This window comes from Pantoea sp. MQR6 (assembly GCF_022761075.1).
Lineage (GTDB): Bacteria > Pseudomonadota > Gammaproteobacteria > Enterobacterales > Enterobacteriaceae > Pantoea > Pantoea phytostimulans.
On the sequence record NZ_JAKYXB010000007.1, the window covers coordinates 181960 to 194099 of the forward strand.

The window sequence follows — 12140 nt, forward strand, 5'->3', positions numbered from 1 at the left end:
GGAATAAACATGGCAAAAGCATTGGTGATATTTTTACACGGCGTTGGCAGTAATGGTGACGATCTTGCTCCGATTGGTCAGCATTGGACTGCATTGTTACCCGATGTTGTTTTTGCCTCGCCTGACGCGCCTTATGCTTTTGAGCAGGGATTCGGCTATCAATGGTTCAGTCTGGCCGGTGTAACAGTAGAAAATCGCCCAGCCCGCGTGCGTGAAGCGCGAGCCGCATTTGATGCCCGACTAAGCGAGATCATGGCGCAAAACAATATGGCCGATCAGTGGGATAAAGTCGTGCTGGTGGGGTTTTCACAAGGCTCAATAATGGCGCTGGATGCGCTGGTAGATGGCCGTTATCCGTTGGCCGGCGTGGTGGCTTTTTCAGGTCGACTGGCTTTTGATGGCCCCCTAACGCCGCAGCCTTATACGCCAGCGATGCTGATTCACGGGCACGCCGATGACGTGATTCCGTGGAGAGAAAGCGAATCGGCAGCGCATCGGCTTAAAAGCGCCAATGTCCCGACCGAAACGCTGTTTGAACCCAAAACGGGTCATTCGATTTCAGGGCAAGGCGCGATGCATGCTGCCGCTTTTATCGCCCAGTGTTTGCAGGATTAAGGCCAGTAACGATTTAATGCTCGCCACGCGTGTTGTGCCGCTTCGGCGGGCGGCAAGCGTTTGAGTTCATCGTTAAACACTTCAATGCCCACCGGGCCTTGATAGCCGGCACTTTTCAGCTTATCAACGAAATGTTCAATATTGATGATGCCGTCGCCGGGCAACAGGCGTTGATGGCGCGCGGTGTCGATCAATGCCTGTTTATCCTGTGACGGTTTTTCCGCCATATCGCACAGTTGCACTTCATAGATGCGATCGGCAGGAATGCCGTCCAGCTGCGAAGCATCGCCGCCAAGGGCGCAAATGTGAAACAGATCCACCACTAAACCGATGTTGGGCTGATCGAGACGCTGCAAACGTTCCCACGCCAGCGGTAGCGTGTTATCCACGCTGCACCACGCCATTGGCTCATACATGATGCGCATTTTGTAGCGGGCGGCTTCCGACGCCATCCAGCGTAAATCGTCATCAATGCATTCGGGAAGACAATCTTCACGTGTGGTTGCCGGTGCCTGAATGGTATCGCAGCCCAGCGCCTGCGCGATCTGAATAAACTGACGTAGCTCCTCGCGTTTTTCAACGCGCAGGCCATCGGATGCGCCGGTAAAATCGCGTAACACTTGTAGATTGGTAAAACCTATTCCCTGTTGGCCCGCAAACTGCGCTAACGCCGCTGCACCCTGCTCACAAGCTTGTACATCCTCACGCCATATTTCGACCTGATCGAAACCTGCTTCTCGTGCCGCCTGCAATTTTTGCTCGGGTCCACCGTTTAACAACACCAGGTTAAGGAATTTAGGGTTGTGGCTCATCAACGTGCTCCTTAATCGTCCGGAATAATCGGTGACTTAACGTTCAGGTTCTGTTTTTACTCTTTACTGAACCTGAAACAGTATCTACCTCTTTAGGGTTAATTCAAGGGCGATCTCGCTGCCTTTCCGCGCCAGGGATTACCCCAGCACGTTGACCACGGCAAAGCCGGCAAAGGTCATCAGCAGCGAACCGATAACGTGTACTAACACGCTCGACATCGCCCAAAGGTATTTACCTGATTGTAGCAGCACGACAATTTCAGCGGAGAAGGTCGAAAACGTGGTCAAGCCGCCGCATAACCCGGTGACGATCAGCAATTTCCAGGTTGGGTCGATTTGAGGATTTTTTACGAACCACGCCAGTGCGGCACCAATGACAAACCCGCCTACCAGATTCACGATTAACGTGCCTGGCGGCAGATTAGGAAACAGCGTATTAAAACGCAGTGAAATGAGCCAGCGCAGGGCACATCCAACCGCCCCGCCTAACATCACGGCTAACAGAGATTTCAACATCAGTAATGCTCCTGTTTAGGGATACGCGCAGGATCGCGGTGGCAGGCAAAACACGCGCCTGACACATCCGCTCCTGCGTGAGGATTACGGTGTATGTCAGGCGTCATCAGCCGCGGATTAACGCCGCAAGCGGTTGGGAAAGGTGGAACGCCATCACCTTAAGGCGATGATAATACTCGCGAGATTGGCCGCTGACAACTCAGGGTTTTAAGGGGAAAAAGAGCGTGAAGCGGGTTAATCCCTGCTCACTCTGAACCGCGCAGCGTCCATGATGTAACTGCATTATGCTGCGCACAATCGACAAGCCTAAACCGCTGCCGCTGGAAGAGAGATGACGTGAACTGTCGGCGCGCCAGAAGCGATCAAACAGTCTGGCTTGCCGTTCTGAAGGAATGGTTGGGCCGTGATTTTCCACGCTGATTGTTACGCCATTCGCGCCTGTTTCGCTGAACAACCGAATCACGCTGCCGCTGTCACCATAGCGCAGCGCGTTGGCGAGTAGATTGGCCAACGCACGCAGCAGCAGGTCGAGATCGGCCTGCACTTCGCCCTGTAATTCAACCCGTAACGCCATCTGACGCTCTTCAGCCAGACCTTCAAAATAGTCTGCTAAGCGTGTACCCAAACTCTCAAGATCCAGGATTTGTAGGGCAATCGCCTGGCTGGCATCTTCAGCTTTCGCCAGAAACAGCATGTTATCAATCATCTTTGCCAGTCGTTCAAGCTCTTCATAATTCGAGCCGAGCAGCGCCTGATATTCAGCGGGCGTGCGTTGCTGGCCCAGCGCCACTTCGGTTTGCCCGATAAGCGTATTCACGGGTGTGCGCAGGTCGTGAGCCATGTCCGCTGAGACCTGACTCAATTGCTGATAGCCCGTTTCCAGCCGCGTCAGCATTTGGTTAAACGCCGCCACCAGCGGCTGGAGTTCAAGCGGCACTTTTGTGAGTCGAATGCGATGAGAAAGGTGGCGAACATCTATCGCATCCGTTTCTGAAGCCAAATGACGTAGCCCAACCAATCCTCGGCGCAGGGAAACATGCGCGATTAACGCCACTAACAGCGTAGCCAGTAAGGTAAAGGTAATAATTTGATCACGATAGCTGGCAAGGGTTTGGGTACGTTCGGTCATCAAACGTCCGGTGACAATTTCTATTTTTCCCGGTCCGTCACGCGTGTTGGCCAGCGCGGCAGCGGCGATAAACGGCGTGGCATCTGATGACTGTAAATGATGAACAGCATTGAGCGTCAGCGGCTGTTCGGCGGACATCGGCGTGATGGCAGGCAAGGTGCGCTGGCCAGGATTGACCTCAATCAGTGGCGATTGACCGGGAAAACGCAGCATTAATAGCGACTCGGTGTTTCCCAACATGTTGGCAAACAGTCGCGGCTTTTGATGAATAAGCGCAATCGCGTCCTCATCACGCAGCAGCGTGCGAATTTGATCCATGCGCGCCAGCAACGCGCCATCATCACGCACACTGATTTGCTTCGCCAGCGAGTGATACAGCGCCAGCCCCGTTAACGCCATCACTACCAGCATGGTACACGCCAGAATCAGCGACAGCCGCGTGGTGAGTGACAGCGGTTTCATGCTTCCGCTTCGCAGCGATAACCGACGCCGTGCACGGTGTGAATCAGTGGCCGGGAAAAGGGTTCATCTACTTTCTGTCGTAAGCGGCGCACCGCCACATCCACGACGTTGGTATCGCTATCAAAATTCATATCCCAGACGCGTGAAGCGATCAGCGTGCGCGTTAACACCTCGCCGGGATGCTGCATAAACAGCAGCAGCAGATTGAACTCTTTATTAGTGAGATCGATGCGCTGACCAGCACGCTCAACCCGCCGTTTAGCAATGCTAAGCCGCAGGTCGGAGAGTGTCAGAATATCGGGAAGCTTCTGCTGGCTGCCGCGTCGCAACTGCGTTCGTACCCGTGCCAGCAGCTCAGCAAACGAGAACGGTTTCACTAAATAGTCATCTGCGCCCAGCTCCAGACCTTTAATGCGATCCTCTAGCGTGCCTTTCGCCGTCAGGAAAATCACGGGCGTGTGGATCTGTTGATCCAGCGAGGCCATCACTTCCCAGCCGCTCATTTCCGGCATCATGACATCCAGTAAAATCAGATCGTAATGGTGTTCTTGCGCGCAAAACAGGCCATCCTGGCCATTTGCGGCGACATCGACAACATAACCCGCTTCCGTCAGGCCATGTCGCATGTATTCACGGGCCTTCGCCTCGTCTTCAATCACCAGAATTTTCATCGTGTTCTCCGGGAATATCTGCGGGCGCGCCGGTGGTCAGGATTTGGCGTGTTGAGCTGCTTGCTCAATTAAACTGGCGACCGCATCAGGATGTGATTCATACACCGAATGGCTGGCGCCGGCCACTTCTACTGTGTGACTGTGGGCGCGTTTGGCGTACATCCGCTCGAGATCGGGATTAATAATTTTGTCGGCTTTCGCCACCATGTACCAGCTGGGTTTGGTTTTCCATGCAGGATCAGGAATGTTGGCGGTAAACACGGCAGCAGACGTCGGCATCTGTGCATGCGCTTCAAAGTCGGCTTGTTTAGCCGTCAAATCGGCAGCAAAGTCGCTATGAAAGTGTTGCGGCGCAATCATCAAAAATCCATCCGGCGTTTTCATGAAAGGGTGCGCGCTATTAGGGAATTTTTTGCCGTTGCTGGCTTCGGTTTCCCCATTATCCAGCGCATGTGCCGCGATATAGACCAGTCCCGCCACATGGTTGTCGTTGCCCGCTTCGGTAATGATCGCGCCGCCGTAGCTGTGGCCGACCAAAATCGCCGGCCCCTCTTGCTGATCAAGCACGCGCCGTGTCGCGGCAACATCGTCAGTAAAACCGGTTAACGGTTCCTGCACCAGCGTGACGTGATAGCCGTCGTGCGTCAGCCGATCGTAAACCGGACGCCAGCCCGAACCGCCCACAAAGGCGCCGTGGACTAATACAATATTTTTTACTGTTTCCGCCTGTGCCGCTGTTCCTGCCAGAGCACACAGCATACCTGCGGCCAGAATGATTTGCTTTTTCATGATCGTTTCCTCATTGATTTGATGTGAAGAGGATAACGAATCGGCTCTGACACAGAGGTGAGGAAGTTATGACAAAAGAATGACCGTTCGTTTCGATTATTTCGATTACATTGAAACCCAGTGTAAACATCAGGCGCTAAACAGGCGCGCCAGAGTTACTTGACGCGCTGGCACTCAGCGCTGTAATGCTGGGTACTTAATACGTTTTTCGGAGGACACCATGCGCACCCTGATTTTTGATACTGACATCGGCGTTGATGACGCATTTGCGTTGGCGTATGCAGCAAAAACCCAGCGTTTGCTCGGTATCACTACCGTGTTTGGTAATGTTGCGGTTGGGCAAGCGACAAAAAATGCCCGGCTATTTTGTGAAAAAATGGGCATTGATGTGCCGGTTTATCGCGGCTGTTCACGTCCGCTAGCGCAGGCGCCCAGTGCGCCCGCTAAACTGCACGGTGAAGACGGATTGGGTGATGCCTTTGAAAACCCACACAGCGATCAGGCCACGGGCGCGGTGCAATTCATCATTGATAGCGTGCGGGCGCAGCCGCATGACATCACGCTGGTGGCGATTGGTCCGCTGACCAATATCGCCAGCGCCATTAATCAGGCGCCTGACATCATTCCGCTGGTGAAAGAGTTGGTCATCATGGGTGGCGCGTTTGGTACAGAAGGCCATTCAGGCAACGTAACGCCCTTCAGTGAATTTAATATCTGGAAGGATCCGCACGCCGCCGATCAGGTACTGTCATCGGCGTTACCGGTGGTTTTGATGCCGCTGGATGTTACGCACAAGGTCTTAATTCGCGAGGCAGAAGTGCATCAGCTGAACCAGCCCGTGTTAAGTGCCATCTGCCGTCCTTACCTTGCCTACAGCCTGGCAAAAGAGGGTTTTGCCGGCATGGCGCTGCATGACACGCTGACCATTTCCTGGCTCTGTTTGCCCCACGCGTTCACATTGATCGAAAGCCCGCTAAGAGTGATCACTGAAGGCATCGCCAGCGGGCAAACGGTCAGAAAACTCAGCAGGTTAGCATCACGCGAAGATGCGTTTCGCGATCTCCCTGCGCAGCGTATTGCGTTATCTGTCGATGCCGATGCGGTTCGCGCACACTTCTTCTCTACCCTTTCCGCACAGCCATCATGACTTCAAGCGGGTTAATCCTTGAGAATGGGGTTAACCCGCCAGGCTAGCGCGGTACATCAGCGGTCAAAATAGATAACACCTTTGATCAGCTCACGATTGTTAATCACCTGCGGTTCAAAATCTTCCGCCAGCGTTGAGAAAGCGAAGTGTTCATTTAACATCATTTCAGCACGCAATTTTCCGCTGGCCATCAACGCACGAACATGGTCGAAATCTTCACGCGTCGCGTTGCGGCTGCCCATTAGCGTGGTCTCTTTTTTATGAAACTCGCTGTCGGGGATCACCAAATCACCTTTATGCAGACCGACGTAAACGATGGTGCCGCCGTGACGCATTAAATTCACCGCGTTGTTCATCGCTGCTGGACTGCCGGTGGCATCAATGACTTTCAGGGCCAATCGGCCATTAAACTGCTCGCGCAGCGCATCGTAAAAGTTTTCGTCGGCGGGATTAAGCGCCGCTAATGCCAACTTATCGTTGACGTGCTGGCGACGGAATTCGCTGGTATCTGCTACCACCACGCTTGCACCGTTTGCGGCGGCAATCGCGGCCACGCCTAACCCAATCGGCCCGGCTCCCACTACTAAAACATGTTCACCGGCAACGATTCCGGCGCGGCGCACTGCATGTGCACTGATAGCGAAGGGTTCAATCAGTGCGGCAGCTTCGGGTGCCACATTGTCCACGGCCAGCAGATTGCTAACCGGCACGTTCAGGTATTCACAAAAACCGCCATCCTGATGAACACCAATCACAGAGATTTTTTCGCAGCAGTTAGTTTTGCCGCTCTGACAAGCATCGCATTGCTGGCAGGAAATATAGGGGATCAGCGCTACGCGTTGGCCCCGTTCAAACCCGCGAGCATCGCTGCCCAACTCCACGACTTCGGCACACAATTCGTGGCCTAACACGCGTGGATAGCTGAAGAAAGGTTGATTGCCTGCCCAGGCATGAATGTCGGTTCCGCAAATACCGGCGGTGAGAATTTTAATTAGCGCTTCGCCCGCCGCTGGCGTCGGCTTGTCACGCGTAGTCCAAACCATTTTGCGCGGTTCAGCGATAACCAGCGTTTTCATTGTCGTCATGATGATTCTCCCGTTGTCTTGCAGGCATTTATGGCGAATCTCAGCGCAACCGCGGATTTAAACAGTAGGAACTGTGAAGCACGACGATTTTTTTGGGCTTTGAATGGTTTTTAATGCATAAAAACCCGGAGGCGTCATGAGTCGAAGTCAAAACCTGCGTCAAAACGTGATCAACCAGATGTTGGAAAGCATTGCGCAGCACCACATTCGCTCACCACTGCCGCCGCAGGCTGCGTTGGCGGAAATGTTTAACATCAGTCGCACCACGGTGCGTCACACATTGCATTATCTGCATCAGCGTGGCGTGCTGGAGAAAGTGGAAGAAACCTACGTTATTGTGCGCGATCCTACTCAAGAAGATGGCTTCAGCGCCCTGACGCCGCCAATTGAACAGCAGGCCAGTCAGTTTGAGCAGGCGTTTTTCAATATGATTAACCAGCGTCAGTTAACGCCTGGCGATGCGTTTAGCGAGTTGCAGTTGGCCCAGCAGGTGAAAGTCAGTCCGGTGGTGGTGCGCGAATTCCTGCTGCGCTTTATGCGTTACGACTTGTTGGAACCGGTTAAGCGTGGCCAATGGCGAATGAAGAAATTCACGCAGGATTACGCTGAGAAGCTGTTCGAACTGCGAGAAATGCTGGAAACCCATGCACTGAGCCGCTTCCTCAATTTACCTGCCGACGATGAACGCTGGATTCAGGCGCGCGATCTGCTGAACCGTCATCGATCAATGCGCGACACCATCGCCAGTAATTATCGTCATTTCGCTGCGCTGGATAAGCAGATGCATTCCCTGATTTTATCCGCTGCCAATAATCCTTTTTTTAATCAATCGCTGGAGATTATTTCAGTTATTTTTCATTCGCATTATCAATGGGATGAGAGTGATTTAAAGCAGCGTAATATTGTGGCGCTGGAAGAGCATATGGCGATTCTCACCGCGCTGATTGGCCGACAAGATGTTGATGCGCTGTGCGCATTACACAATCATCTAACGACAGCCAAGACCTCAATGGTGCGATCCATTCGTCAGTACAATTAAGAACCGATTAAAAACCGATTAAAAACCACAAAGCATTAGCTCCCGCACGAATCAGAAACATCTTTGCAACATCGTTGACCCTTTGCTTCTAGTCTCAACTGCAACGTCATGGCGGCCCCTTTTACCGTCACGCGAACACTGACTTTCACCATAACGATAAGTACCCAGTTCCGGGAGGTTGCAATGGACAATACATCGGTTACCGGTCGCGATACCTCGCCCGGCAAGCCCTCGCCAGGTCAGGATTACATCCCGATGCGTAGCGATGTGGTGCGCTCACCGCGCATTCGCAAAATTCAAATTACGGCAATGCTGCTGTTGCTGTTCGCCGCCATCATTAACTATCTCGATCGCAGCTCGCTTTCTGTCGCCAATATGACCATCCGTGAGGAAATGGGCTTAAGCGCCACCGAAATTGGGCTGCTGCTGTCAGCGTTCTCGCTGGCTTACGGTTTGGCACAGCTGCCGTGTGGCGCGTTGCTGGATCGCAAAGGTCCCCGCATCATGTTGGGGTTAGGCATGTTCTTCTGGTCGCTGTTCCAGGCGGCATCAGGACTGGTCAACAACTTCACTCAGTTTATTTTGGTGCGTATCGGCCTGGGAATCGGTGAAGCGCCGATGAACCCGTGCGGCGTCAAAGTGATCAACGATTGGTTCAATATCAAAGATCGCGGCATGCCGATGGGCATGTTCAACGCTGCCTCGATGATTGGCCTTTCCGTTGCGCCACCCATTCTGGCAGCAATGATGCTGGTGCTCGGCTGGCGCGGCATGTTTGTCACCATTGGGATTCTGGGCATTTTCCTCGCCATCGGCTGGTATATGATTTATCGCGATCGTGACAACAGCAAGCTGAGTGCAGAAGAGATTAATTATCTGCAAGCGGGCAGCGTGGCGTCGCGTAAAGAACCGATCAGTTTCAAATCCTGGCGTGGTTTGTTCAAGCAACGCACCATGTGGGGCATGATGATTGGCTTCAGCGGCATCAACTACACCGCATGGTTGTATATTGCCTGGCTACCGGGTTACCTGCAATCCACTTACAACCTTGATCTGAAAAGCACCGGCCTGCTGGCAGCGATTCCGTTCTTGTTTGGTGCGGCAGGCATGTTGCTGAACGGCTATGTGGTTGATGCGCTGGTACGTCGCGGTTACGACGCCGTGAAAACCCGTAAAGTCTGCATTGTGAGCGGCATGGTGTTGTCCGCAGCGTTTACCGCGATTGTGACGCGGGCCACCGATACCACCAGCGCAGTGACGCTGATTGGCATGGCGCTGTTCTGCATCCACTTTGCGGGTACCTCATGCTGGGGCCTGATTCACGCTAACGTGACGGCGCGTATGACCGCATCTGTGGGCAGCATCCAGAACTTCGCCAGTTTTATCTTCGCCTCGTTCGCGCCGGTTATTACCGGTTGGGTACTCGACACCACCAAATCCTTCAGCCTGGCGCTGATGATTTGTGCCTGCGTCACCTTAGTTGGCGCGCTGGCTTATTTGGTGCTGGTACGTAAACCCATTACCGACAACGATTAATCTCCCCGCGAAGGCGCTGATCAGTTCAGCGCCTTCAGCGTTACGCCATGCCGTACGCCGTAACGCTGAATCCCTGAAATCACCTTTTCAACACTCAGCGGCGGCGGCGGCGGAAGCAGCGCTGCGCGCTCACGCAAAGCAGAATCGAAGCGTGCCAGCGTGGCAAAATCACGTGGGAAACGCTCCGTATCTACCCCAACAAAAGCGCCTTCATCGCGGGCAAAATTTAATAACTCCTGCCAGCGCGAAATCTCGGCCAACCCAATACTCTCGGTGCCATGTGAAAACAGCATCATGTCGATGTTGCGGAATGGCGGCTGTTTCTCCAGGAATTTTTGCAGCGCGGCCGCTGAAGGCGAGGTACAGAACACCAACCAGAAGGGAATCGCGTGCTGGTGCATGCTGCACCACGGATCCATCAGTAAGAAGCTGTCCACCGTCAGGCGCGTCGGCAAAATTCCGGCGGCCAGATACCAGTCTCGATAGATTTCAGCCACGACAAAACTCAGCGCTTCCGGGTCTTCGTAGCGAATTTCCATCAGCTTGAGACCTTGTGATGTCGCCAGATTTTTCAGCGGCGGAATCAGATAACCGTCCAGCCCCCATTCCGCTTCCGGCACACTGTCGGTGGTGCGAGGCGCATCCCATTTTTCGCGATCAATACCGTAACGTGCCAGATACTCAGCCACGCGCGGCCCGCCCTCCAGATACTCTTTTTCGGTTGCTCCCCCCAATGCACCAAATTGGAAAAAGGAGCGATCGCTGGTGCGTGTCACCGGCCATTGACGCGTGCAATGATTGATAAACAGTGTTGAACCGGCGGGCAAACTGCCCATTAAAAATTCGTTAAACGCCAACGGCAACGCGCGCAGCTTCAGTCGGTAATAGCTCATCTGATCAAGCATCAACCGATCCTGATTTGGATCCTGCATGTGGTGCACCGCCAGTTGCGGCCAGGCAGCAAGCAGAGCCGCAGCCACGTGTTTGCCCTGCTCAAAACCGGCCTGCGCATCATCGGGATCGTTGTTGAGTGCCCGCACCGGACAAAGAAAGGTTTGTGGCAACCACGGCACGCCCATTGCCGCCGCGAGATGAATCATTGCGCCATTTGATGAGCCGATAAACGCCGCCGGATAGGATTGCTGTGGATATTCGCTCACCATCCATTCGGCAATACCTTCAATATCCAGTTCGCCAGCCTGTGCCACGCTGATCCCTTCCGCCATGCCGCCAACGGCGTATCCCCATTCTCGCAGCCGCGTCGGCAGTTTATTCAATGACGGCAACAGGCGATCCAGTGTTGGCGACTGGCTGGGGCTGGCAAACGGGCGATCGTGTAGCGCATTGGCTAACGCCACTAACATGGCAGCAGAGGAATCGAAACGGGCGATGCCTTTTGGCGGTTTACTCATGATGATTCTCCTGCTGAATGCGCGCCAGGAACGGACGAATTGCGCGACAGAAACTCCACGGATAAACAAAATGTAGCGTATGGGTGCCGCCGCGCAGCGTAAGGGTTTCACCGTTGGCCAGCAGTGCACCCAGCTCTTCAACCCAGCGTGCGGGCGAGACCGTATCACGCGAGCCGCGCAGTAACAGCGTGGGTGCCGTAATGTAGGTGAGCCTTCGTTCGATATGGTCGCGCATCATGGCGCGCAGGGTGCCAAAGGCGCGCCACAGTCCCGCTTTGGCGTAGTCAACACGCGACAGCTGACTGGGAGAGCGATGTGATTCCAGTCGCCCGTTGTGCCAGTCGCGCCAAATTTGACGGGGCAGGCTTCTGGCGTGACGATCAACCGTTGGGCCTTGCAGCACCAAACCTGCCACGGCTTCAGGATGATTAACCGCTAACGCCGCCAAAATTTGGCAGCCAAACGAGTTACCGATCCAAATCGCGCGCTGAAAATTGTTGTGCTGTAGCCAGAGCCAAAGCGCTTCGGCTAACTCATCCACCGACAAGATGGGCGCTTTCGCCGGTAACGCGCTGGCGCCAAAGCCGGGCAAATCTGGCACTAAAACGTGGTAATCGCGGCTTAATGCTAAAGCCAGATCTTCCATCGACCTGCCCGACAACACCAGACCGTGAATCAGCACCACCGGCAAGCCGTGGGTTTCATTGGGTGTGACTCGCGTAAACATGCGCCAGTCACCAATTTGCTGATAATAACCGGCCAACCCGGCGTGATGGCTACGCGTTGAGACTGGCGGAGTTTGCTTCAGCTGTTGCCATTTTTTGATGCCCCACCACGCGGCGGCGGCCCCTAAACCTACACCGGCGACCAGCGCCGCACGCTGCCGCCGTTTACTCTGGATAGTTCGCCCCATCTGCTGCTCCTGTT

At 54.1% G+C, this 12140-nt stretch carries 12 protein-coding genes and 1 riboswitch; of the genes, 4 read left to right on the forward strand and 8 right to left on the reverse strand.

Going from position 1 to position 12140, the window contains the following annotated elements; translation table 11 throughout:
• Positions 1 to 9 precede the first annotated feature (9 nt).
• On the forward strand, positions 10 to 615 hold the full coding sequence (locus MUG06_RS20980; RefSeq protein ID WP_243079913.1) for a prolyl oligopeptidase family serine peptidase: 606 nt from the start codon (positions 10 to 12) through the stop codon (positions 613 to 615).
• Here the strand turns inward: MUG06_RS20980 and MUG06_RS20985 are convergent.
• The 5 genes from MUG06_RS20985 to MUG06_RS21005 all read right to left on the reverse strand — a co-directional run bounded on the left by MUG06_RS20985 (position 612) and on the right by MUG06_RS21005 (position 4994).
• On the reverse strand, positions 612 to 1427 hold the full coding sequence (locus MUG06_RS20985; RefSeq protein WP_243079914.1) for a sugar phosphate isomerase/epimerase family protein: 816 nt from the start codon (positions 1425 to 1427) through the stop codon (positions 612 to 614). The genes MUG06_RS20980 and MUG06_RS20985 overlap by 4 nt on opposite strands.
• Before the next feature lie 138 nt (positions 1428 to 1565).
• Positions 1566 to 1943: a fluoride efflux transporter CrcB gene (gene crcB / locus MUG06_RS20990; protein ID WP_215845303.1), complete on the reverse strand. Its 378-nt coding sequence runs from the start codon at positions 1941 to 1943 to the stop codon at positions 1566 to 1568.
• A gap of 90 nt (positions 1944 to 2033) precedes the next feature.
• Positions 2034 to 2110: riboswitch (Fluoride riboswitch) on the reverse strand.
• A 32-nt stretch (positions 2111 to 2142) separates the two neighbouring features.
• The gene (locus tag MUG06_RS20995) at positions 2143 to 3534 is read right to left on the reverse strand and encodes a heavy metal sensor histidine kinase (RefSeq protein ID WP_243079915.1); all 1392 of its coding nucleotides are present in this window, start codon (positions 3532 to 3534) and stop codon (positions 2143 to 2145) included.
• Positions 3531 to 4205 carry a heavy metal response regulator transcription factor gene (locus MUG06_RS21000; protein ID WP_215845301.1) on the reverse strand — a complete coding sequence of 225 codons (675 nt, stop codon included), beginning with the start codon at positions 4203 to 4205 and terminating at the stop codon, positions 3531 to 3533. The genes MUG06_RS20995 and MUG06_RS21000 overlap by 4 nt, the downstream gene beginning before the upstream one ends.
• Positions 4206 to 4241: 36 nt before the next feature.
• Complete coding sequence (locus tag MUG06_RS21005) at positions 4242 to 4994, reverse strand: alpha/beta hydrolase (protein WP_243079916.1); 753 nt, start codon at positions 4992 to 4994, stop codon at positions 4242 to 4244.
• Between the two features lie 220 nt (positions 4995 to 5214).
• Between MUG06_RS21005 and MUG06_RS21010 the strand changes: the two genes are divergently transcribed.
• Positions 5215 to 6141 carry a nucleoside hydrolase gene (locus MUG06_RS21010; RefSeq protein ID WP_243079917.1) on the forward strand — a complete coding sequence of 309 codons (927 nt, stop codon included), beginning with the start codon at positions 5215 to 5217 and terminating at the stop codon, positions 6139 to 6141.
• A 56-nt stretch (positions 6142 to 6197) separates the two neighbouring features.
• Here the strand turns inward: MUG06_RS21010 and MUG06_RS21015 are convergent, their stop codons facing one another.
• Complete coding sequence (locus tag MUG06_RS21015; RefSeq protein WP_243079918.1) at positions 6198 to 7226, reverse strand: zinc-binding alcohol dehydrogenase family protein; 1029 nt, start codon at positions 7224 to 7226, stop codon at positions 6198 to 6200.
• Between the two features lie 136 nt (positions 7227 to 7362).
• Between MUG06_RS21015 and MUG06_RS21020 the strand changes: the two genes are divergently transcribed.
• Positions 7363 to 8265, forward strand: coding sequence for a GntR family transcriptional regulator (locus MUG06_RS21020; RefSeq protein WP_243079919.1), 903 nt, complete (start codon positions 7363 to 7365; stop codon positions 8263 to 8265).
• Between the two features lie 183 nt (positions 8266 to 8448).
• Positions 8449 to 9801 (forward strand): MFS transporter, encoded by a 1353-nt coding sequence (locus tag MUG06_RS21025; RefSeq protein ID WP_215845298.1) that lies wholly within the window; start codon positions 8449 to 8451, stop codon positions 9799 to 9801.
• Positions 9802 to 9821: 20 nt separating this feature from the next.
• On the opposite strand, the gene MUG06_RS21030 is transcribed toward MUG06_RS21025, so the two are convergent.
• Positions 9822 to 11213 (reverse strand): hypothetical protein, encoded by a 1392-nt coding sequence (locus tag MUG06_RS21030; RefSeq protein ID WP_243079920.1) that lies wholly within the window; start codon positions 11211 to 11213, stop codon positions 9822 to 9824.
• A complete protein-coding gene (locus MUG06_RS21035) occupies positions 11206 to 12126 on the reverse strand; it encodes an alpha/beta hydrolase (protein ID WP_243079921.1) in 921 nt (306 codons plus the stop codon). The genes MUG06_RS21030 and MUG06_RS21035 overlap by 8 nt, the downstream gene beginning before the upstream one ends.
• Positions 12127 to 12140 lie beyond the last annotated feature (14 nt).

What these genes read in the sequence shown, in the direction of transcription:
- MUG06_RS20980 (WP_243079913.1), top strand. Translation starts at nt 10, where the DNA reads ATGGCAAAAGCATTGGTGATATTTTTACACGGCGTTGGCAGTAATGGT.
- MUG06_RS20985 (WP_243079914.1), bottom strand. Translation starts at nt 1,427, where the DNA reads ATGAGCCACAACCCTAAATTCCTTAACCTGGTGTTGTTAAACGGTGGA.
- crcB (WP_215845303.1), bottom strand. Translation starts at nt 1,943, where the DNA reads ATGTTGAAATCTCTGTTAGCCGTGATGTTAGGCGGGGCGGTTGGATGT.
- MUG06_RS20995 (WP_243079915.1), bottom strand. Translation starts at nt 3,534, where the DNA reads ATGAAACCGCTGTCACTCACCACGCGGCTGTCGCTGATTCTGGCGTGT.
- MUG06_RS21000 (WP_215845301.1), bottom strand. Translation starts at nt 4,205, where the DNA reads ATGAAAATTCTGGTGATTGAAGACGAGGCGAAGGCCCGTGAATACATG.
- MUG06_RS21005 (WP_243079916.1), bottom strand. Translation starts at nt 4,994, where the DNA reads ATGAAAAAGCAAATCATTCTGGCCGCAGGTATGCTGTGTGCTCTGGCA.
- MUG06_RS21010 (WP_243079917.1), top strand. Translation starts at nt 5,215, where the DNA reads ATGCGCACCCTGATTTTTGATACTGACATCGGCGTTGATGACGCATTT.
- MUG06_RS21015 (WP_243079918.1), bottom strand. Translation starts at nt 7,226, where the DNA reads ATGACGACAATGAAAACGCTGGTTATCGCTGAACCGCGCAAAATGGTT.
- MUG06_RS21020 (WP_243079919.1), top strand. Translation starts at nt 7,363, where the DNA reads ATGAGTCGAAGTCAAAACCTGCGTCAAAACGTGATCAACCAGATGTTG.
- MUG06_RS21025 (WP_215845298.1), top strand. Translation starts at nt 8,449, where the DNA reads ATGGACAATACATCGGTTACCGGTCGCGATACCTCGCCCGGCAAGCCC.
- MUG06_RS21030 (WP_243079920.1), bottom strand. Translation starts at nt 11,213, where the DNA reads ATGAGTAAACCGCCAAAAGGCATCGCCCGTTTCGATTCCTCTGCTGCC.
- MUG06_RS21035 (WP_243079921.1), bottom strand. Translation starts at nt 12,126, where the DNA reads ATGGGGCGAACTATCCAGAGTAAACGGCGGCAGCGTGCGGCGCTGGTC.